The sequence below is a fragment of the Micromonospora sonneratiae genome, from assembly GCF_042679305.1.
Taxonomy (GTDB): domain Bacteria; phylum Actinomycetota; class Actinomycetes; order Mycobacteriales; family Micromonosporaceae; genus Micromonospora_H; species Micromonospora_H sonneratiae.
This window is the reverse complement of sequence record NZ_JBHTMP010000019.1, coordinates 72,338-96,439: the sequence shown is the minus strand read 5'-3', so window position 1 is coordinate 96,439 and position 24,102 is coordinate 72,338. Positions and strand designations below refer to the sequence as shown.

Genomic DNA, 24,102 nt, shown 5'->3' with positions numbered 1-24,102 from the left:
ACGTCCCGTGCCCACGCCACCACTACCCGACTTCGGCAGTTCCTTCTACAACGGGATCCGTGACGCGATCCTCGGTACCGGAGAGTTCGGCGGGAACGCTCTTCTCTATGCCTTCGGCGGGTCCTGTTGGCCCGAGGGTGACGAGGGACAGCTCTCGGAACTGGCTGAAGCCTGGAACGAGTTGGTCGAGCTACTCGGCACGCTACAGCAGGATTTCGGTGCCGGTGTCAGCGAAGTGTTGGCCGCTTGGGGCGGCGATGTCGGCCCGGCAGTCCTCAAGCGCTGGCAGGAACTCAGCAGCAAGGAGGGCGGGCTAGCCGATCTGACCTCCATAGCTGCACAGGCCGGTGGGGCGGCAAGTTCCGCTGCTCTCAACATCGCATTCGCCAGGGTGAGCCTGGTACTGATGGTCATCGTCAGCGTCCTGACCATCTTCTTCCTGATGTTCGGCTTTCCGCCGGGTATCTCGGAGGCTGCGAAGGTCGGGGTGATAGCCGGGGCCCGGGCCGCCGCCGTCCGGACGATGGAAACTCTGGTCACGAAGCTGGGTGGTAAGGCGATCGCCCAGACCACAGCCAAGGCCGCCGTGCCGGCAGCCACCCGCGCCGCCGCACCGACAGCAGGCCGGGCCGCCGTACCGGCAGCCACCCGCGCCGCCGCACCAACAGCAGGCCGGGCTGGTGCGCCAGTGGCGACGGCACCAACTCTCGGCGCGGGGACCGGCAGCAGCACGCCTACTTTGCGACAGATCGCAGCCCAGTACATCACCGTGCCAACTCTCATCAAATCGGTCGCCATGCAGGCCGGCTTGATGGGCGGCGTCAACCTGACCGCTCAACTCATCACCGGACAGCAGTTCGATCTCATGGGCTTCGCGACCGCCACAGCTACTGGCATAGCGGCCGGCACCCTGATGGTGCCGCTGCGTGCGCCAGCGGTCTGGGCAACCAGTCGCGTACCGGCGCTTCCCGCCAGACTGCAGGCGTTCGCACCCGCTGTCCGGTACGCCTCGGCAGGCGTGGAGGAGGCCGCGATAATGGTCGCCTCCATGCCCACCGCCGCGATGCTCACCAACGGCTTCATGCTCCACCAGTGGCACCTACCCACAGGCGAGGAATTCAAGGCCGCAGCCATCCAGGGCGCAGCCATGCGGGTGGCCAGCGAAAAGGCCATCTCGTTCCGGAAGGGCCGAATGGGTTCGGTCATGGAGCCGGACGCCATAGGCATCACTTCCACCATGGTCACCCCCTACGCACACACCGGTCCGATCGGAACGACAAAGCTCACCCCCATCGATCAACCGACTCCGATCAGTCAGCTCCGGGCCGGCCTGGATGGGACGATCAAGTCTGGCTACGTCGACAAGCCCGAATTCAAGAGCCCGAAGTTGATCTCTCCGCCGGCGCAGTCGCATGGCACGGCTGAGCGCTTCACCGTCACCACAAAGGTGGTACAGCCCGCAGTCGAGAGCACTCCGCCCACTGCTGGTACCCCTGTGCGTTCGGCGGTCGAGCCGGCAGGAGCTGGTGGCCGGGTCGCTCCCGTGCCCGCTGAGCCGGGTGCCGCTCCGCCAGCCAAGGGTGGCCAACAGCCAACACCAGCCTCGCCGCAGCCGGGTGGCAGGACCGGTGGGGTAGCCGCCCATCCCGGTGAGGGCCTGCCCGAAGCGACCAGTAGGTCGACCACCCCCGTTCCCACCGAGCCCCGCACCAACGGCACACCGGCACCGGTCAGAGGCGAGCCGGCACCGCCGTCAGAAGGTCGCCCCAGCAGCCCGCCGTCGTCCGCCCGTGGCCTCGACAATCCGGCAGGTCATTCCCGCGACACGCTACCGACCGCTCCTGGTCACGGACGGTCTGCCGACCAGGCACCGCCGAGCGTCCCGGACGCACCGGTGACCGAACCGGTTGCCCCCCGAACCGGCGACCCGGCAGACGGCGTAACCGGACACGACGTGCCCCCGGCAACGGATGGCCCAGCGCCCACCGACGGTCACTCGACCCGGGACCTCTCCCAGGCTTCCGAGGTTGCAGCCGACCGTACGCCGCCACCCGCCGGCGTGTACCTGAGCGGCCCTGAACTCGCCGACCCGCAGGCGTCCCGGATGACCTCGGTCCGCCCGCCGGCCGGGGGCGAGGTGCTACTGCTGCACGCTCCCGGCAGACCTGACCCGTTCCTGTTGGCTGCGGCCAAGCAGATGCAGGTGCCCGCCGGACAACTGTTGGTGGTCACCCACGGTGTCAAGGGGCAGGTCCACATCAGCGACGGCTGGATCCAGCCGGAAGTCCTGTTGGCGGCGATGGCCGAACGCGGGATCGCCGTTCCCCGGGACGGCTTCGTGCTGGCGATCTGCGAGGCGATGGCGGACCCACCGGGAGCAAGACCGGGCAGCTCGTTCGCCGGTCGGCTGGCCGAGTTGTCCGGCCGTCCGGTGCTGGCCAGCCGCGACCGTGTGCAGATCTGGGGTGATGGTCACATCACTGCCAGCCTGGCCCGGGTGTCCGACTCTGGCGGCGTCATCCCTCCGGACAGCCGGGTCGCCACCTTGGCCTTCGTCGGAAAGGCCAGCCCGGAAAGTCCCAGCGGGGATACGGTGATCTGGCGCTCGGCAGTAGCCGAGGAGGCGCCCGCCTCACCTACGAGCACCGCTCGGGAGATGGGCGGGCAGGGCGCTGCCCGTACCCCCGAGCAGCTCACCGAGTTGGGCAGGGGGCGGCTGGCCGAACTGGACCCGTTGCTGAAGAAGCTCAAGCTGTCAGTCGATGAACTCGTCCCGCCGGACCGGCAGCACCCCCTTGATCCTGGCTGGGTACGGCTGGCCGAGGTGCTGACCGACACGCCGGGCGGACGTACCCATACGCCCGAGGAGAGCGCCGCGATGCTGGCGGCAGCCGCCGACTTCCTCAAGAGCACAGGTCACGAGAAGGACGGCGTCCTCGAACTCGAACGGCTGGCGCAGGCCTACGAGATCATCCGCAACCGTCTCGACGAATCGGGCCCGATCCCGCTCCAACCAACGGAGGTCCAACGCGAGGGAATGGTGGGCCCGCCTCGTCCACCGACGTACGTCGACCAGCTACCAGATCCCCTGCAACGCACTCTGGCGGTGGAACTGGCCCGGGAGTTCGGCCTGCTGCCGGCGCACCTCGATTCGGCACCTGCCGGCCTCAGTCCATCATGGGGGGTCAGCCTTCCCGACAACACGGGGCATACCCAAAAACTGTTGGAACTACACCGAAAGGCCACCGACCCGCCGGCCTCGGTGGATTCGTTCTCTGTGGAGGCCATCGGCGAGGTCCGGATCGCCGAGGGCAACACCGGCAAACTCGTCGACCTGGTCGTCAGCCACCTCCAGCCGAAGAATCTTGGCCGCGACCACGTCAGCGCCGCCGAGTGGGCACACATCGAACGACAGCTCCGAGACAACGCGACCGAGTTGGTCGAGGAGATCGGCACCCGGGAGGCGGTTCGCCGGCTGCGTAGCGAGCGGGGCATACAGCTCGACTTCACCGATGCGGGTGGGGTCGCATACCGCACCACCGTCCAACTGCACCTCGATACGGCCAACGCCCAGCAGTTGCCGGCGATGACGAATGGTCGGCCGCGGCCCGACAGCAGCCACGAGGCCCTGCACCAGGACCGGCTCGACAACGATCAGCAGGCGGTTACCCGGCAGGTCGAAGACCTGCACTCCGCGATGCATCGCGGCGATCCGGTCGACGGAAGTACGGCAACCCGACTACGGGACCCGATGGACCGGCTGGGCAAGGCACTCGACGAAAGCCGGGCGGCACTGGATCAACGGGTCGAGGCCCGAGTGAAGAAGGCCTACCATTCCTGGGCCGAGAGCCTCCTGAAGGAAGAGCAGGCCCGGGAGGCGCTGGACCCGCTGCAGAACACCGACCGTGGGGCCGAGCAACGCTCCCGGGGCCAGGCGGACGCAGCCGCCAGGCTCCGAGACCGGGCCGAACGCGACCTGCGCGTCGCCGACACCTACCAGAGGGCTGCCGAGCAGGCCAAGGCGGCTCAGGATGCGTACCAGAATCTTCGCCGCGCGGTGGACGATTTGCTGGCCCCCGACCTACCCGCGGCGGACCGGGCGGCCCGCCTGAACGAACTGACGGACCTCATAAGGGAAGCTGATACCAGTTACCAGGCCTACCACGCCGCGTTGAAGGCCACGACCCCACACGAGAGCGCCCTGCACACCGCCATCCTGGAGGGTCCGCTGCCCTTCGAGGCCGCCCTGGTCGAGCGGGTGAATGCCAAACTCAGCGACCAGGGAACCACGGTCTCACCGAAAACACTGTCCGAGATGCTGACGGCAGGCTGGGACAGGGTGATGAGCCAGGACGGCTTGGTACTGACGTTCGGCGACACCGAGATCCTCATCCGGTTCCACCCCAAGGACGTCGTCGAGATCCTCAATCCGCCGATCGAGACATCGACTACAGGCAGCACCAAGACCCCGCAACGAAACGCGACAGCCATCGCGACCGGAAATCAGCGTGGCATTGGCTCCAGCAGCGTGCCCTTCTCGGGTCGCTCACTGGCGGGGCTCATTCCGGAGTTCGGGCGAGAGACGATGACTGCGATCAAGGAGTTCGTGTCGCACGTAAACTTCCGGGGCAGTTTCGGGAAGAACCGCAGCGTACTATTGCAGAGCAGCGGCTTCGGTCATACCACCAGGGGTACGACGCTCACCAACGTTGGCGGCGACACACTCGTCGACGCGACGGGCGTCTGGGAGGTCGGGGTTCGGGCCGCGCCCGCCAAGGGACGCAGCGACCACTCCTGGCACGATGTCGAGTTGGTCGACAGCGTGCAACCCGGTGACCGGGACAGTATGCGGTTGTGGGTGGCCCACCCATACACCGAGCGGGCCCCGGACAACCTGGTACGCATCGACTTCGGAAAGCGGACGGAACAGATCCCGGACCACGACGCGTCCGGTCTTACCGGTCTCAACGAACTGACCGACCAGACGATTGCCCTACTGAAGCCACGGTTCGGAAATCTGGACAGCGTAACCCGTAAGCAGCTGCGCGCATTCATCACCGCGGAGCTGCCGGCGAATCTTCGGACGGCCATCAACGAGCCCAACGGCTTCCAGGCCCTGGTCACCCATAATGGCGAAACGCACGCTTTGGTACAGATCCGTACCCGGGTGAAGCAGACGGAAGGGCATTCGGCGTGGGACGCCGAGCCGGTTGGCACCGCGAGCCGCTGGCACCGGTTGGGGAAGGTCGAAACGTCGACTGTGAACGCGGCGGGATCGGTCAAGGAGGTCCACACCACCAGCCACGGTCTGGATGCGACGCGGAAGAAGTTCGGCATCCCGTCGATACGCAACGTGTTCGATTTTGTGTTCGGAGAAGGAACAGGGAATCGAGCTGAGTCGATAGAGAACAACGGTGACGCCGGTCTGGGATACTCCAGGAACCCGGGCAGGGACAACAAGCTGTCCGCAGGCCACTCCGCGATCAGGAGCGCAGAGGATCAACCCGGCCACACACAGGGCTACCGCATCGAACTGGTGCACGAGGTGTCCGTGCAAATGATCGGCCCGCACCTGACCAGCGTCGTCAGACCACGTGTCGGATCTCCGGTGGAGGGCTCCGCTCTGTTGCGTATGTCGGAGGTGGACGCATACCAGTTCGGGTTACCGGTGGACGCGGCTGCGGTACGGCTGGACAGGGACGGCCAGGTCAGGCTTCGTGATGATCTGACCCCGGGTCCACCGCCCGGCCGGCTCGACAAACCGCCGAGCTGGCTCGGCCCTGACGGGATCCCCGGCATCGGCCCTGGCAAGGTCGACAAACTGACCTGGGCACCGGAGAAGAACCTTCGCGCCGAACTGGAAGCCCTGCTCCGCAACGAGGGCCTACTGCCACGGGTGCACAACGGCACTTCCGTGTTCGCCCGGAACCCCATCACCGCCAGTCACCAGATCGCCAACCTGCGAGCGGTCGAGGCGCTCTTCGGCGCGGACCTGGCCGGGCGCTACAACCAGGCGACACAGGACGGTATTCCGCTGGTGCTGCACAAGCACCGACCCGGGCAGGTGCCGGAGCAGGTCACGTTCCGGGTCCGGCTGGAGCCTGACCACGGCCGAGCACAACTGGAGGGGTACCGGACGACAACGACGATGTCCAACGCGGAGATCAGCGTCAACCCCCTGAAACAAACTGCTGGCGAGTCGGTCGGGCATTCGCTCCGGGGAAAGCGGAACTACAAGACCGCAGATGCGACCGACCTTTTCAAGGGCAGCGGCGCAAAGGACGGTGGCAAGCACGCTCGAACCCACGGCAGCAGCTCGTCGATCGGTAAGACGGTCATCGAGAATGCCAACGCCGAATCCGTCGGCCCTACGGCGGTCTTCGAGGTACCGCATCGTGTGGTGGTGGAGCGGGTGACCGTCGAGCACGTCACCGAGGTGCTCGACGCCCCGGGTAGTGCCCGACTGTTGTTGCCGGCCGAACTGCTGCCCAGGACCGGAGCTGCCGAGTTCCCGTCGTCCCCCTGGCAGGGTTTCGTGGTAACCCATGCCGATGGATCCACGGCACCGGGCACAACCTGGCGAGCACTGCAGGAGGCTCGTCCCTTCCATCTGGACGCACGCCTCTGGGAAGTAGTCGAGAATGTGTTGCCCGTCGCCTCGAAACCTGGGTCGGCCGGATACGTGCACCTACGCAGCCTGCTGGACATCCAGAACCTCATCTCCCATCGGGAGTGGCTCTTCGCCAAGTACGGAACGGAATTCGTGGTGGAGCCGAGGGGGATCACGCCGCTGTACTCCGAACTGTCGATCTCCGCAAGGGCCGGCGTTTCCCACTTCGAAGGCGCGATTCCCTGGTCGACGGGAAGCACTGCCGCCGCCACGCACAGCTATGACACCACCACGACACGGGGTCGTAGCACCGTCGTCGACGGTGGCTCCGGGGTCAAGGGCGTCACTGAGGACGGAACCAACTGGAGTGCCGGCGGAAACATCGCCAAGACCCGGGGTTACAACGAAACTCACAGCTCCAGCCAGACCGGCTCCCGAAGTCGGAACGTCCTCGACGAAGGAGGCTATTCCTACATATACCGCGTGCCGGTTGAGTTCCGCCTCGACGGCATCGAATACCACCTACCCAGTCCGGAGGCCCGCACCCGTTTGGCAACCCGCGACCTGGTGTACACCCTTCCCGAACGTGTCGCGCTCGAGCTGTACGCGGCCGGCGAGCATCCGGTGCCCCTGGATCAGGTCGCCGACGCCCTGACCCGCTATGCAAACGGGCACTTGAACCTCAGCCGGAACCTCGTCGTCGACCTGCTGGTCCGCTACCGCCATGACATCGCCGGCCACGCCGACCTCGCCCGCCAGTACGGCCTACCGGATGGATCGTTCCACCGGTCGGACGGGTTGGCCGACAAACTGGGCGAGCGACTGGCCGGACAGTTCCCCGACGCGGAGGTGCCGCCGGAGTACGCCACCGGTTCACGACGGATCGACTACCTCCTCAGGGTCAGCGCACGGCGGCCACCGGTAGCCGACTTCATGATGCTGCCGGACTATCTCCAGCAGGGATTCGGCAACACCGGTCTCGAATTCCTGAACCTGGCCGACAGCACGGGCCGTCCCATCGACCTCGTCAAGCAGACGATGCAGTTGATCGAAGCGGTGTCACCCGAACTGGTGGCCAAGACCCCCGGCCTGGAGCAGGGCCTGTTCGGTCTCCTGGCTGGCCAGCGCTGGCGAGGTCTGATCGACACGATGACGCTCCCCGACGGCCTCCAGTTGAGCTTCAAAGTCGGGCCGAGTGAACGGGTCACCGTCCAGCTATCGGTAACCCGTGACACCGCGACACCGATCGGGCGGCTGGATGACACCAATATCATCGTCAATGACATGTCCGCGACGAGCAACGAAGTCTCCAGGTCGCCCTCAGGCAGCTCCGGCGCGAACTCGAACAATTCAAACAGGGGTGGTGCGGACTGGGCGCACCAGCCGACCAGCGGCACAGGTGCCGACCGTGGTCGTGGAAGCAGCGACAGCTATCTGGAAAAGGACACACAGCAATCCCGCTATGCCGCCTTCAACGGCGTCGACGCGTTCGATGTCGGATTCAGGATGCGCGTGGAGGTGGTGCGGGAACAGCTACCGGGAACCGGCCTCGTCGGCAAGGCAGCGGACGCCGGGACCCGGGCCCTGCGAGAGCACGTCAGCCCACGCCCCGCCGACGCCCCGTCCCGCGCGTCGGCGGAGTTCAACGGATCCGTCCGGATGCTGGTGCCGGACGGAACCGCCGCGACCAGGGCCTTCCGGGCCAGCGACCAGATGGCCAAGGCAGTGGCGACGGCTGTGGACCGGGAAGCAGTCACGGCAGCGGTCACCGCAGCGGCCAGAGCGAGGGCCGAAGGAGCAGCTCCTGAGGCCGTGGCCACGGCGGCGGTCATGGCGGATGCCAACGCCAGGGCAGCCAGGGCAGCTGCCAGGGCCGTAGTCAGGGCGGGCGTGGAGTTCGCCCCTGAAGTGGTCAACGGGCACGGGGCCGAGTCACAACCCCCTGTACCTTTCGATGCACTGCCCGAGCGGTTCCAGGTCGAGCTTGCCGACCGCGCTGCTCTACAGCAGACGATCCGGGAGCTGCTGGCCCGCAAGGGCATGCTGGACCAGGCCAAGATGACGATCCGGGACCCCGAGCTGAGAGCGATCCTGGACCTGCCTCCGGCAACGATAAGCAAGTTGTTCGGCCCGGACGGACACCAGATAGCAAGCCTGACCGAGCCGGGCAGCCCCAACGGAAGGTTCAACATCACAATCAAGGCTGTTCCGAAGACCGTTCAGGTCATCAGCGAGGGCCAGCCGGGTGTGCAGTTGGGCAAGACCATCCGGAGCGACCGTCTTCACGGCGAGAGTGCCCGCAACGACCTGTTCCAGCCGTTCAACCCGAGCTACTCCGGCGAGGCTGCTGCCCTGGCCGGGATGGACGGCAGGGTCGCGGCGGAGTTCGACAGCACCTACGGGCGGTCCTCCAAAGCTGGCATTCGCAGTGCTACGAGCAGTACCGCAAGGGGGTCGGCCACCAAGCTCCGGGTCGAGATCGAATACCAGGTCACCGTCGAGAAATTCGCAAAGGATGGTGGCAAGCTCAAGGACAGCCAGTCACTGAGTAGCACCGGCGAAGCAATCCTGATCGTGCATGATCAGGCGGTTGCCGAAATGCGGGCACGTGCTGCCGCACCGAAATCGCCGGAACCACCGAAACCACCCGATCCGCCACGGCCATCCGACCCGCCATATCCGCCGAAGCCGGCATATCCGCCGAGACCGACAGAACCGCCGGCGAACAGTGCTGGATCGTCGCCGCCGCATGGCACAAGGACCTTCCACCACGTCACGGACCCGACGGTCACGGTCACCATGCAGCGCGCCGACGGGACGGGGCCACAGGTGGTGACCACCCGGCCGCACGACTTCTCGGCGGTCGTCTCGCTGGCCGAGGGCGGGCCCTACGCCGACCCGGCCCCGCACCTCGGCATGGACGGGCTGCGCCCCGAGGGAACACCGCTGTCCCCCATCGCCGACCCGCTTCCGTACCGCCAGGTGAAGACCGGGGGAATCTACTTCCCGGCAGCGACCGACCACGTCGGTTCGCTTCAGAGCGCCCAGGCGATGCCCCGGTTCCCGAACACCTTCACCGTGGTGGGCCACTACGACGCGGCCGCCGACGCGATGCTGGTCGACGGCAGGCATCTGTCACCGAAGCAGTTCGCCGAGGAACTGGCCGCGAACCCCGACTTCATGGAGGTGGTGAAGGGCACCCCGGCCAGGGACGGCGCGGTGGTGGCGTTGGTCGCGGGTGGGGCCGGTGACGCGACCGTGTCGCCGACCGGTCGGGCATACACCAGCCGCCTCGCCGAGGAGTTGCAGAGCCACCTCGACGGTCGCAGTATCCGGGTGCTGGGCGCGGCGGACAGCATCGTCCACGCCGATGCGGGGGCGAACACCAGACCCGACCATGTCTACGCCGCCCGGGTCCATCCCAAGGAAGCCGGCCCACCGCAGGAAGCCAGCATGCAGGCCGGCCGGTGGAGCGTACACACCGCGGACGGGGTCAGCGGCGTGCGGGAACAACACATGCCCAACCCCGATCTGGTCGGGACGCTACAACGGCTGTTCGACTACCACTACGAGCCGGCCCCGCTGCCGTCCGGCGTCCGCACCCCAGTGGACGGGCACATCTGGGCCCCGACCAATCCACCTTCCAGCGGGCACCCCACCGCGGCCGGCGGGCCGACCTGGAGCGCCGCCGAGTTGGGCTCGTACGCCGAAGTGGTGGTCAACGGCAGCGGTCGGCAGGTCGTGTGGGTCCGGTCGCACGGTGATGCCGCAGACCCGGCGCTACGGAATGCGGTGTTCCAGGCGATGGTGCCACCGGGACAGGTGGCCATCGTCGCCCGTGGTTCGGGCGGCCGGGCGTTCGTCGACGGTGGCTGGATCGAGCCTGCACCGCTGGCCGAACTCCTGGCCAACCGGGGGTACGCCCCGGACGCGGGCCACACCCTGCTGATCAGCGAGGCGCTCAGTGGTGGAGACTCCTCGCTGGCCCGGCAGTTCCAGCGGGTCGTCGGCGGTCCGGTACGCGCCACCGAGCATCCGATCTGGATCAGTAGCGACGGCCCGATCATCACGGCGGTACGGGTCACCGGCCAGGGTCATCCGCAGCCGCTGATCAGCCGGGTAGGCCCGGACCACGCCTTCGTCGAGATCACCTCGTCCGGGGACTCCCCCGTACCAGCACCGCCCGCGCAGGACCTCGGCACCGATCCCGGCAAGCAGCAGTACATGAGCATGGGTGGCGAGGAGCCGGCAGCGGGCACGCCGGCGGCCGGGCCGGACGCAACCCCGGGTCGGGAGACGCTACGCGAGGTCAGCCACCCGGAGGAGATCCGCCGCGGTCGGACTCCGTTCGGTGGTCCGCTGGGAATCAAGGGAAGCACGCTCTCCGGTGGATTCATGCCCCGTCCCGACCCGGTCCGGGTACTGGAGCAGAGCATGGCCGCCGCCCGTGGTGAACTGCTCCAGCGTGTGCTGCCCGGTGCAGACGTCATTTCCGCGTCGGAAAAGATGCTGGTCATCGAGCATGCCGGGCGGACCGCCGAGATCGAGGTGGCCGTTGCCGACCTGGGTAGGGAGGCGGACACTCCACCAGCGATCAGCAATGTCCGGCTCCGGACCGAGGCCCGGGATCCCCTGGAGATCTACGACGACGGCGTCGGGCCACAGGCCGTGGAGGCCAACGTGGTGATCGCCTCTCGGCTACCGCTCGGACACGTTCCGGAGGTCGTCGTCGAGCGGATCGCGGACGTCTTCCAGCGTGCTACCGAACGGTCTGATCTGGCCGACCAGCAGGGCCCCGCCTGGGCAAGACGGAACGACCTGGCCGACAGATACGGCATTAACTGGGTCGAGGACGCCTACGCAGCAGACGGCCACCTGCCCTCAACCAACCACCTGACGGCCCGGTTGGGTTTCGCGGCGGACCGGCTGGCCCGATCCGGCTTCAGCCCGTTCGTCGTCGAGGTCGGACGGTCGATCTCCGATGGCGCCGTCCTACCGGAACTGGTCGCCCTGCACCATGCCGGAAGGGTGCTTGCCGAACAGGGCCTGCTACCGACGGACGGCCCCCTGACCGACGCCGCCCGGATGCGGACCGAGAACGCGATCCACGCCGACCCACGAATCGAATACCTGCTCTCCGCGTTCAGTGATCCGACGACGGTGTACGGCCCCGGCTGGCGGACCAACGCCATCCACCGGATCGTGGAGTTGGTCGGCCAGCCGCGGACCGAAACAAGCACCGACGTCCTGCTGACCCTGGTCGACCTCGCCCACACCGTAGCTCGCGAGCCGGCGCTCTCCACCGGCTCGCGAATCGCCCTTGTCCGCGACATCACCGGCTGGGCCGGGTCATTTGCCGAACATGCTCCGGTGGAGACCGCTCAGCGGTTGTCCCATATGGTGAACCGACTGCACGAACTCGTTCCCGAGGCTGATGCACGCAGCCACTGGGGATATCCGACGACGGCACGCACCCCGGAACCGCCCCGCCCGACCAACCCGGCGGATCTGGTGGTCGATCGCCCGCCGTTCCCGAGAAGGAGGAGCGGCCCAGCCTACGTCTGGCAGTCGATATCCGACTTTCCCCAGGCCATGCAGCTCTTCGACGGCCCACCGCAGCGTCACCAAGCTACCCAGACCAGGAATCTCGGGAACTGCGGATATGTCGCGACACTGGGTTCCCTGGCGGCGCACATGCCCGAGGCGATCAGGCAGGCGGTACGCCCCGGGCCTGACGGTGGCTACGTCGTGCGGATCTTCGAGCCGGTGTACGACTTCCGATCCGGCATCTGGCGACCGGGGCGTGAGTTCGAGGTCAACGTGTCGGGCGAGCTACCGGTACTTGCCACGGATCCCTCCCGCCCCGCCTTCATCAGTGACGGCGTGGGCAATGCGGTCTGGGCTCCGGTCCTGGAGAAGGCGATCGCCGGGGCGGAGAGCATCTTCGACCGAGCCAGCTCGGAGAAGCGTGGCCTGCACGGCTACCACCGGCTGGACGTGGGATCCGACATCCGCGACCGCGCCGCCATCCTCACCATGCTCACCGGCCGGCAGGCTCGCGACCATCTCATGCCGATCGACCCGGCTGACCTGGCCGCACAACTGAACGCCGTCCTTGCCGACGGCCGACCGCTCCTCGTGGGCAGTCGGGGCACCTACGACGGCATTCCGCTGCCGTACGACGTCGTGGCCGGGCACGCCTACGAGGTCGTACGGCCCACGGATCAGGGGTTCCTCCTGCGAAACCCGTGGGGTGAGCACCACGTCGTGTTGACCGCAGAACAGATCCGGGAAGTGATGGGGAGCCACTACACGACGCTTGTCGAGGCTCCGGCAACGTCTGAATCCCAGCAGTTCATGCAGATGGGTGGAGAGGCGACGCCGGCAGCGGACGGCCCGGTCCGGCCCGGGACAGATCCGACGATGTCCGCCGAGGCAAGTCGGGAGCTCTTCGACCAGCGCATCACTGACGATCTACGCGTCCGGCCCGCCGCCACCGACCGGCCCACCGCCGTCATCGCACTCAGCCACACCAGCATCGACCGCCCGGCCCTCGACACCCTGGCCAGGGACCGATTCGGCGACGCCGATCCGGCAACGGTGGTGAACACCGACCGGCTGCTAAGTCACCACCCTGCGTACGCCGAGATCGCCAGCCGTGAGGGACGGGCCGGGGCCGCCAACCGGCTGACCACCGACGGCGACCGCTGGCTACAGATGGCCGACGACCTCATCATCGGCAGGAACGCCAACACCGTACGACACGTCTCGGTAGCCGACCCCGAACAGGCCCTGGCCGTAATCGAGCGCTACCGGCAAGCCGGATACCAGATCGACGTCGTCGCCGTCTCCGTCCCCGAAGCCGTACACCGACTCGACGCCCTGAGACAGTCGTTGGACGCCGCCAGACGCGGACAACACGAGTTCGTAACCGAGCCACACAGCGGCGACGGCCTGTGGGACGTCCTCGACCTGCTGGACTACTCCCAGCGAGCCGAGCCGAACGGCGTCGACTCGATCCGGGTCCACACCAGCGACGGGGCCGAGGCGTTCCATAACGAACGAGCCGCTGACGGCACCTGGAACAGCCAGTCGACCGCCGCCGAAACGCTCGGCACCCACGAGCAGGGGCACTGGACCCCACAGGAGCAGCAGAGTTTCAAGGACGAGGTTGTCCGGCTGGCCGAGGAAGTCCGCGACCTCCCCGCCGCGCTCAGCGAACTCGCCGCCATCGTCCGAAGCCCCGACATTCCGATAGAGCAAGCGACCGGTAGTCGACCGGGTGGTGCCGGCGGGACGCCCTTCGGCGGCTTCATGCCACGCCCGGATCCGGTCCGGGTGCTGGAGACCGCCGTCGCCGCTGGCCGCGACGGAATCCTGCAACGCCTGCTACCGGGGGCGGAAGTCACGGTCGAGTCCGGAAGTGTGCTGGTCATCCGGCACGGCGATCGCATCGCGAGGATCGAGTTCTTCTCCGGCGATTTCGGCCGGGATGCCACGGCACCGGCAGCGACCAGCAAGGCCCTTACCGACCATCCGGAAGGGAGCGACTTCGCCGCTCACGTGGTGGTCTCCAGTCGGCTGCCACTCGGACGCGTGTCAGAAGTCGTTGCTGAACAGGTCGCCGACCTGTTCCGGCAGGACGCCGAATGGGGACGGCACCTCGACCAAGACGGCCAACCCGTAGGAACACTCCATGCCCGCGAGCGCTCCCCGCTCTCGCCCGCCGACCGAACTCTCGCAGCCCGGCTGGGCCTCGCAGTCGACCGGCTCAGCGACGCCGGCGGGTTCAACCCGTTCGTTCCCGCAACCGGACGACCAGCAGCCGAACCCGGCACCGCGCTGACCACGATCACCGCAATACACGACGCTGGCCGTGTGTTGGCCGACGCGGGCCTGCTCGCCGCCGACCCCTACCACGCCACCGTACGGCGGCTCCAACTCGAAGACGCTGGCGCAACCGAACACGTCCGCACCCTGCTCGACATCTTCACCAACCCCGAAGCAACCTACGGCGACACCTGGACCAGCGCAGTCATCCACCGTGCCAGGGAACTCCTCACCGCACCCCGGCCAGAAACTGCCCTCGACACCCTCCTGCAACTCGCCGACCTCACCCACACCGCCCTACGCCACCACGGCCTGCCCCAAGGAACCCGTACCCCACTCGTCGAAGACCTCAACGGGTGGATCCGCTCCTTCACCGAACATGCCCCAGCGGAGAGCACCCGACAACTCAACGAGGCGGTCAGTCAACTACACGAAGCAACGCCGGAAACAACCGGCTCAGTCCACACCGACACCCCCCGAACCCCGGGCCCCCCGGAACCCGCACCCGGTCCCACCTACCGCGCCGCCGAACGACCAGCGATGCCTGAAAAGTTGGCTGAGCAGGTCACCTACGCACACGTCAACGAGATACCCGAAGCCATTCACCTGTTCCTGGGAAAAGAACCACCGAGCCACTTCCAGGTCTTCCAGGGAGCACTGGGCGATTGCGGAACCGTGGTGGTGCTCGGTACGGCAGCCACGCATCTGCCCGACGTGATCAACAGCGCAATACGGCCGTTGCCGAACAAGCAGGGCTTCCTCGTCCGCCTGCACGAGCCGGTACCGGACTTCCAACCCTCGGATGCACGCCTCGCCTGGCTACCCGGACGAGAGTTCCACGTCGAGGTAACTCCCGAACTGCCGGTACTGGTCGAAAACAACCAGAAGCTGGCTTTCACCCACGACGAGGGCCACGACACCTACTGGGCTGCCCTTCTGGAGAAGGCAGTCACCGGAGCAGACATTTTCTTCGACCGCGCCGTGCCCGATCAGCACGGATACAACCGGCTCGAAGGACTCGACGTGGGAAAACTGGCCGGCGTACTCACCATGTTGACCGGAAGACCTGCCGAGTTGGGCTGGCTGACAAGATCTGGCGACGCCCTGGAAGCGGAAAGCACCATCCGTCGACTCCTCGACGACGGCCAACCGGTCCTGATCGGCGTACCAAAGACAGCAGACGGCTCTCCGTTGCCGTATCGCGTAGTCGCCGAACACGCCTACGAGATCATGGAATACCGGGAAAACGGCACCTTCTTCCTGCGGAACGCATGGGGAATCAAGCACGCCTACCTCACGGCGGAACAAATACTTGAGGTGGGCGTCAAGTACTACGTCAGTTTCGCGGAGGCCCCGACAGCACCCGAGTCCCAGCAGTTCATGCAGATGGGTGGGGATGCGACGCCGGCAGCGGACGGCCCGGTCCGGCAGGGTCCGGATCCGACGATGTCCGCCGAGACGGGTCGGGAGTTCTTCGAACAACGCATCGCCGACCACCTAAAGGTCGAGCCAGCCACCGACCGGCCCACCGCCGTCATCGCACTCAGCCACACCAGCATCGACCGACTGGGCCTCGAAGCCCTGGCCCGGGAACGCTTCGCCGACACCGACCCGGCAACGGTGATCAACACCGACCGCCTACTCCGCCACCACCCGGCCTATGCCGAGATCGCCAGCCGTGAGGGACGGGCCGGGGCCGCCAACCGGCTCACCACCGACGGCAACCGATGGCTGGAAATGGCCGACGACCTCATCATCGGCAAAAACGCCAACACCGTACGACACGTCTCGGTCACCGACCCCGAACAGGCCCTGGCCGTGATCGGGCGCTACCGGCAAGCCGGATACCAGATCGACATCGTCGCCGTATCCGTACCCGAAGCCGTACACCAGTTGGAGACCCTGCGCCAGAGCCTCGACGCCGCCGACCGGGGCCGGCCATCCCCCGTTGCCGAACCCCACGCCGGGGACGGTCTACGGCTGGTCCTCGACATGCTGGACGCAGCCGCGCCGACCGCCCCCCACGCTGTCGACTCGATCCGGATCCACGGCACCGACGGCACGCAGCTCTACCACAACCAGCGGCTCCCGGACGGAGTCTGGGAGAGCCAGCCATCGGCCATGCACAGCCTCGGTGCCCACGAGCGAGGTGCATGGTCCCAATCCGAACAACAGAGCTTCAAGGACGAGGTGCTCCACCTCGCCGACCGGGCCGCCGGTTCCCCCGACGCCCTCGGCGAACTCGCCACGATCGTGCGCACGCCGGAACTGCCGGCGGATTCCAGCGGTACGACCAGCCGAGCTGTGGTCCCCGAGGACACGTCCAACGGCGGGCTCATGCCGTACCCGGACCCGGTCGCGGTGCTCGAAGCAGCTACCGCCACCGCCCGTGACGGCCACCTCCAACAGGCGCTCCCCGGCGCCGAGGTCACGGTCGGACCGTACGACGTACTGGTCGTCCGCTACGGCGACCGCGCGGCGGAGGTCAAGCTCTACGCCGCCGACCTGGGCAGCGATGCGGCGACACCACGGGCAACCAGCAGGTTCGAGGCCAACATCCCAGCCGGTATGGCCTTCTCCTCCCGGCTGGTGCTCTCCAGCAGACTGCCTCTCGGGCACGTGCCGGAGACAGTGGTCGCCCGGATCGCCGACCTGGTCCGGGAGGATGCCGAACTCAAGGCACGGTGGACCTCGACCGGGGACCCTCGGACGGCCAGCCCGGAAAGGCTGCACGAATCACCGTTCCCCGCAGACCGCGCCCTCGCCGTCCGGTTGGGCTTCGCCGAACAACGGCTCAACGATCCCAACGGGTTCAGCCCGTTCGCCCCGGGGACGACCCGACCAACCACCGAGCCCGGCAGCGTCCTGCCCACCCTGGCCGCCATCCAGCACGCCGGCCGTACGCTGGCCGACGCCGGCCTGCTCACCGCCGACCCCTACCAGACCACGGTACGCAGACTGCAACTCGAAGACCTCGACGCCGGCGCAGCCGTACGCGAACTCCTCTCCGTCTTCACCACCCCCGAAGCGAGATACGGCGACACCTGGGCCACCGAGGTCATCCACCGGGCGAAGGAACTCCTCGCCGGCCCCCGGCCGGAAACCGCCGCCGAGGCCCTCCTGGAACTGGCTGACCTCGCCCACACCGCACTACGCCAACCGCAGCTCTCCCCCGAAGCCCGAACCGCGCTCCTGGACGACGTCACCGGACTGCTCCGCTCCTTCATCGAGCACACCCCGCCAGAGGCCACCCGGCGGCTCCACGACGCGATCACCGAGCTGCACCGGACAGCGAACGAAACAAACACCCCGGTGACCAGCCACGACACGAGTACGGCCCGGGGCCTGGCACTACCCGAACCCGCGCCCGGCCCCACCTTCCACACCAAGCGGCCGAAGTTGCCCAGTGAGTCACACGAAGGGTCGGCCACCTACCGTCCCATCAAGGTCCTTTCGAAGGTTGGCGAGTTGTTCGACGGCCCGCCGAACCATCACCAGGTCACGCAGGGCAGGTTGGGTGACTGCGGTTCCATCGCGGTGGTCGGCGCGGTCGCGCACCGCCTTCCCGACGTGATCAACAACGCCATCCAGCGGCAGGAGAATGGCAGCAGCTACCTTGTCCACCTCCACGAACCGGTCCTGGCACCCACGCCGTCGGGGAGCGGCGAGGCCTGGCTGCCCGGACGCCGGTTCACCGTCGAGGTGACCCCGGAACTACCGGTACGGGCAAGACTCTCGAAATCACTGATCTACGCCTCGGACCCGAGCGGGGCCACCCACTGGGCCGCCATATTGGAGAAGGCACTCGCCGGTGCCGACATCTTCTTCGGCCGACCCGACAACACCAACCAGCAGGGATACGGGCGGCTCGTCGCCCTCTCCTACGAACACCGCACCGCCGTCCTCACCATGCTCACCGGTCGGGCCGCCACGTTGGACCTGTTGCCAGCCAGCGCACCGGAGGTGGCCGCGACGCTGCGCCGACTCGTCGACGAGAACCGCCCGACCGTGATCGGCATTCCTCCGGCTCGCAATGGTGGGCCGTTGCCGTACGGCGTCGTCGGACTGCACGCCTACGAGGTCGTCGGCTATCGGGCGGACGGCACCTTCCAGCTCCGTAACCCCTGGGGTCAGCAGCACGTCTCCCTGACCGCGCAGCAACTCCTCGAAGTGGGTGTACGGAGGTACACGAGCCTCGTCGAGGCCCCGCCAGCGGCGCAGCCGCAGCAGTTCATGCAGATGGGTGGCGACCCGGTCAACACCGCGGACCCGGTCAACGCTGCGGACCCGGTCAACGATGCGGACCCGGTCAACGCTGCGGACCCGGGCCTCCGGGCATCGGACGACTCCGCCCGGCGACAAACTCCCGCGCCGGTCACGCCGGTCACCACGCTACCCGCGCCAGCCATCAGCGCCATCCGGCAGGCGCTCCAGCCGAACGAGGACTACGACTGAGCAGACGAGAACGACGACCGCGCAGACGACGACCGAACGCAGCAGGCCGACGTACCGCAACGCCCCGCTCGGCCGCGTACCAGCCGGTCAGCTGATCGCGAGGGTCAGATCGGCGGCGGCCAGCCGACGCAGATCGTCGATGCTGGGACGCTGGGTCAGCCCCCGTAGCCGCTGTGCCTGCGCCTTGCGTACCGCTTCGAAGAGCCGGCGGGCCTCGCGGGCGTTGCCGAAGTTCGCGTCGCGCTGGATCCGGCCGAAATGCTCGCGCAGCAGCGGTTCCACGTCCGGGCTGAACTCGTAGTCGGCCCCACGTGCCATCCGGTTGATGATGAGCACCAACTCGTCGGGCTGGTAGTTCTCGAACTCGATCGTCTTGGAGAACCGGGACGCCAGACCGGGGTTGGTGGAGAGGAAGTCCTCCATCTCGTCGGTGTATCCGGCGGCGATGACCGCGACGCTGTCCCGGTGGTCCTCCATCAGCTTGACCAGCGTGTCGATCGACTCTTGGCCGAAGTCGCTACGGGAGCCGGCCCGGGACAGGGTGTACGCCTCGTCGATGAACAGCACGCCGCCAGCGGCCTTCTCGAACGCCTCGGCCGTCTTCTCCGCCGTGTGCCCCAGGTACTGACCGACGAGATCCCGCCGGGACACCTCGCGGAAGACTCCACTGGGCAGCACCCCCAGCGCGGCCAGCAGCCGGCCGTAGATCCGGGCGACCGTGGTCTTACCGGTACCCGGTGCCCCGGCGAAGATGAGGTGGTGGCTGGCCTGCTCCACGGCCAGCCCGGCCCCCCGCCGCCACTCGTTGACCTGGATCTCGTCGATCAGCCCCCGGACCTGGTCCTTGACCCCGGCCAGCCCCACCATGGCGTCGAGTTCCGCCAGCAGCGACTCCACCGCCTTCTCGTCGTGCTTGCCCGCCTCGGGGCCCCGTACGGCGTGACTGGACCGGCTGGCGGCCTTGGTGACCTTCACGTCGGCACCGTCGGCGATCTCGATTCCCGGTGGCTGGTTGTTCTCCAGCCGACAGGCGTCGACCTCGCCCCCGCAGCCCCGGCCGAACTGGATCCCGACGCCCTGGGTGTCGTGGATCGAGCAGTGCCGCAGGACCGGCGTGCTCTTGTGGGCGACCGCCACACCGACGTCACCGGTGTAGGAGATCTCGCAGCCCTCGACCGTCGGCTTGCCGAACTGGTAGACGTAGATGCCCCGGCGGCACCGGCTGATCGTGGTCGCCCGGATCTCCGGGTCCGCCCCGAGCCGTACGATGATCCCGTCGTCGACGATGTCGGTCAGTTCGCAGTCCTGCACGAGGCCGCCGGAGTCCTCGAAGACGAAACCGAACTGCCCCCCGGTGACCTTCGCCCGGTGGGCGTCACACCGGCTCCGATCCCGGATGTCCAGCGCCGCACCGTAGTTGGTGCTCAACTCGCACTGTTTGACGGAGACGTTCGACCGCTGCGAGACGATGGCGGAGTGGTCACCGGCCCGGATGGTCAGCCCCTCGACCGCAAGCTCTCCACTTCGGACGCTGAGCGCCGGATACGGCAGTCCCCGGGCGTCCAGTTCCACCGGCCCGGAGTCGTCGGTGACGGCAACGCGCAGCGAGATGTCCACGACGAAGAGCGCCTCGTGGTAGGTGCCCGGTGTGACCAGGACGGTCGAGCCGGCTGTCGCGGCGGCGAACGCATCGCTGAGTGTGGCGTACGCGCCACGTTGCTGCGGCGCGACAAGCAGGGTCCGGGTCATCGCTCCTGGCCGGCATCGTCGGGGGCGGGCAGTGAGCACCATGGAGGGTGCAACGGGCGCTCTTCGCGCCAGCATAGTGGCGCTGCCCGGGGACACACCATGTCCGGCGGTCCGGCCTGACGAATCGAGAGGGCAGGTACGACGGCACACGGTCGACCATTGGTCCGACGACGCCGGCCACGAAGGACGATCTTCAGAGCCGATCCGAGAGTACGCTGTTGCGGAAGTCTGACATCGCCGGACGTGGTGAGGTGTGCTGACGTGACTGGCCCGGCGTTCCACGACACCTCACTACGGTCAACGACGATCCGGGGCCGGCGAATCGCGGCGCTGTTGGCGGCGGAGGTCGTCCTGGCCGTGGTGCTGCTGGTGGTGGCCCAGCCCGGCACCTGGTGGCCCTGGGCCGCCCTGGGGCTGGCCCTGCCGTGCGTGGGGGTTCTCGTCGCCCAGCCCAGCTACCGCTCACGTACGCGGTTCCGAAGCGGACCGACGGGTGCGGCGCGACCGGTCGGGGCCGGTCCCGCCCCGACCGACGGTCAGCAGACACTGGACGGACCGGTACGTACCCGCGTGGTGGAACGTGGCAGCGGCAAGGTCGGCGTCGCCGAGGACGGTGGCGGATGGTTCGCCCTGGCCGAACTGGGATCCCCCACCGACCTCCGCCCGGACGCCGCCCGCCGCCCGCCGGTTGCCGTACTGGCCCGGATCTTCCAGGGCCAGGCGGATCCGTCCGCCGTACAGGTGGTCGTCCACACGCTGCCCGGACCGGATGCCCTCCTGGCGGACGATGCCCCGGCGGTCGACTCGTACCGGCACCTCACGGCCGGGATGCCCACGGCGGCCCAACAGATCTCCTGGGTCTGCGTCCGGGTCGACGCCTGCGAGGGGACGGTGGCCGCCGGGCAGCGGGGGGACGATCCCGAGCAACCCGCGCGGATGGCGGCAGCGGCGATGCTGCGGGCCAGCCGACTGCTCCGCCAGGCGGGCTTCGGCTGTCGGATCCTCGACGACCGGGAGTTGGCCGTGGCGCTGGCCACGACCGGTCTCGTCCCCCGGTCACCCACACCGCCGCGGGAGCAACGCACCGCGCTGGTGGTCGACGGGTTGCGACAGGTCGGATACTCGGTCGAGCCGGGTTCCGCCGCCGGGCCGGACCAGTCGGCCTTCGACAGCACCGCACTGCCGGCCGTCGCGGTGACGACCTCGACGACGGTGGTCGACACCCCGGACGGTCCGGCTGTCCGGCACCTGCTGCGGATCGTCGCCCCGGCGCACCGGATCGGTGCCTGTGACACGAGCGTTCGCGCCCACGCCCGCCGGACCGGATGGACCGTACGACGGCTGGACGGCCGGCACGCCGTCACCGCGTACGCCGCCGGCCCCACTGCGGCCTCCCTGCCACCGTCCGGCAGCTACGCAACGGCAGCCACGGCAGCCGGGCTCGACCCGGTCGGGGTGCCCTGGCTGGCGATGGCCGATCCGTCCACCCCGGTGCCGGTCGAGTCGTACCCGGCGGTCGGGCTGTGTCTGGGACACGACGTCGACCAGCGGCCGAGCGTCGTACGCCTCTTCCGGCGCCGTCCGACCGAGGTCGCGATGGTCGGTGGGGCCACCGCCGCGCGGGTGGTGGCGGCACGCGCGGTCGCCTCCGGTGTCCGGGTGTACGTACGCACCGACCGTCCGGCGGACTGGCAGGCGCTCGCCTCGGCGACCGGGGTGCCGGACCGGTTGCAGGTGGGGGCGGACCGGTTACAGGTGGGGGCGGAGCCGCCGCCCGTCGACCCGCAGCAGCCCATCCTCATCGTGGACGAGTTGGCCGCCGACGTCATGGCGGTCAGTGACGGCCTCCGGCCGTGGCAGACCCGGCTCGTCGTACTACGTCGGTTGACTCCGCAGAACGCGCGCCGGGTGGCGGGGGCGCAACTGGCCATCCTGGGTCGCCTGACCGAGGAGGAGGCCGGAATCGCCGCCGGGGCACTCGGCATGACCGGGGACACGCCCCGGGCCCTGACCCGGCTCCCCGACGAGATGGTGGCGCTGGTCGGGGGCGGGGTGAACAGTTACGTCTGGCTGGCCCTGACCGACTGGGAACGCACCCTCGGCGGGGAGCGGCCGTGAACAACTGGCAGCCGGACACGCATCTGCTCGGCCTGCTCGACAGGGCCGTACGGCTTGGTGACTCCGAAACCTATCTGACCGCGCTGCTCGAAACCTGCGTCGTCATGCCGACCGATTCGACCGGTGGCTGGCCCACCGCATCGGTCGAGGACGGCACGATGCTGATGGTGTTCACGTCCATCGAACGGCTCGTCTCCAGCCCGGTCGGCGCGCAGGCCAGCAGCTCGATCCTCTGGCCGGTCCTCGACCTAGTGCACCACTGGCCGAATCCGGAGTGGTCACTGATCGTCGATCCGCTGCTGGAGAGCCAGGTCCTGCTGGAGCCGTCGGTGATCGAGGAGCTGGTCCGGCGGGCGACCGTCGGCTACCCGCTCGACGCGGCGCTGCGTACCGCTGGTGATGACCCGGCCGCGTACCTCAACGCGCTGCTGGCTGCCGAAGTGGTGGTGCCGACCGTCCCTGGTGGTTCACCGTCGCGTGACCTGTCCGACCCTGATTTCGCCTGGTGGCTGGACGGTCCGGGTACCTCGAACGAGGGCATCGCGATCTTCAGTTCGCAGGTACGGCTACAGGCCCGGCTGGGCGACGTGCCGTGGATGGTCGCGCCGTTCGTCGAGGTACTGGAGCACTGGCCCGCCGGCTGCGCGGCACTGGTCGATCCGGACCACCACCTCGGACGACGGATCCCCGGCCAGGTGTTGGATCGGTTCACCGCCCGGTTGGCCGAGGCCGCCCAGCTGGCCGAAGCCGCCGCTGTCAAGGTGCTGGAGGAATGTGCCGGCCAGGCCCCGGACGGGCAGGGCGTGACCGAGCCGACCGAGGAGATGATCGCCGCAGCCCGCGCGGCGGGCCAGCGGGCGATCGAGGAGTTCCTTACCGCCCCGGATCCACACCGCAACGGAGGAAGCTGAATGGGAACGCCGACCTGGATGCAGCACGCACGGGTGTACCGGCTGGCGGAGGCACGAGTGGCTCCGATGTACGCCAGTCTCGACGCCTCGACCGGACGCCCGACGATCGGTTTCGCCGTTGCCGTGGACGACCGGGAGACGGACTTCACCGCCCACCCGGGAGAGTCCTTCCTGCTGTGCGGAAGACACTGGGTGATCGGCACGGTGGAGGGTGCGGGCAGCTACGACTACAGCATCCGCATCGACGCTGTCGACGCCGACGGGCCGGACAGCGACCCGGCCAGCGGTGGTCCGACCAGCGCTGGACCGACCGGTCCGACGCACGATGTCGACCGGATGCTCCGCGAAGCCGAGCCCGGGCAGGATCTCGACTTCCGGTAGCCCACCCCCGCAGACCGGTAGCCCAGCCGCACAGACCGGTAGCCCAGC

At 68.2% G+C, this 24,102-nt stretch carries 5 protein-coding genes; 4 read left to right on the top strand and 1 reads right to left on the bottom strand.

Annotated elements, in window-relative coordinates:
• Window positions 1-7 precede the first annotated feature (7 nt).
• Window positions 8-18,895, top strand: a complete 18,888-nt coding sequence (locus ACFQ4H_RS14670) for a C2 family cysteine protease (protein WP_377571191.1) — start codon at window positions 8-10, stop codon at window positions 18,893-18,895.
• Between the two features lie 87 nt (window positions 18,896-18,982).
• Here ACFQ4H_RS14670 and ACFQ4H_RS14665 read toward each other — a convergent pair whose 3' ends face one another.
• On the bottom strand, window positions 18,983-20,644 hold the full coding sequence (locus ACFQ4H_RS14665) for a right-handed parallel beta-helix repeat-containing protein (RefSeq protein WP_377571188.1): 1,662 nt from the start codon (window positions 20,642-20,644) through the stop codon (window positions 18,983-18,985).
• A 261-nt stretch (window positions 20,645-20,905) separates the two neighbouring features.
• Between ACFQ4H_RS14665 and ACFQ4H_RS14660 the strand changes: the two genes are divergently transcribed.
• The 3 genes from ACFQ4H_RS14660 to ACFQ4H_RS14650 are packed head-to-tail and all read left to right on the top strand — an operon-like array spanning window position 20,906 to window position 24,054.
• A complete protein-coding gene (locus tag ACFQ4H_RS14660) occupies window positions 20,906-22,762 on the top strand; it encodes a type VII secretion protein EccE (RefSeq protein ID WP_377571185.1) in 1,857 nt (618 codons plus the stop codon).
• Window positions 22,759-23,673, top strand: coding sequence for a hypothetical protein (locus tag ACFQ4H_RS14655; RefSeq protein WP_377571182.1), 915 nt, complete (start codon window positions 22,759-22,761; stop codon window positions 23,671-23,673). Before ACFQ4H_RS14660 ends, ACFQ4H_RS14655 begins: the two co-directional genes overlap by 4 nt.
• Window positions 23,674-24,054: a hypothetical protein gene (locus ACFQ4H_RS14650; RefSeq protein ID WP_377571179.1), complete on the top strand. Its 381-nt coding sequence runs from the start codon at window positions 23,674-23,676 to the stop codon at window positions 24,052-24,054.
• The last annotated feature ends 48 nt before the right edge of the window (window positions 24,055-24,102 follow it).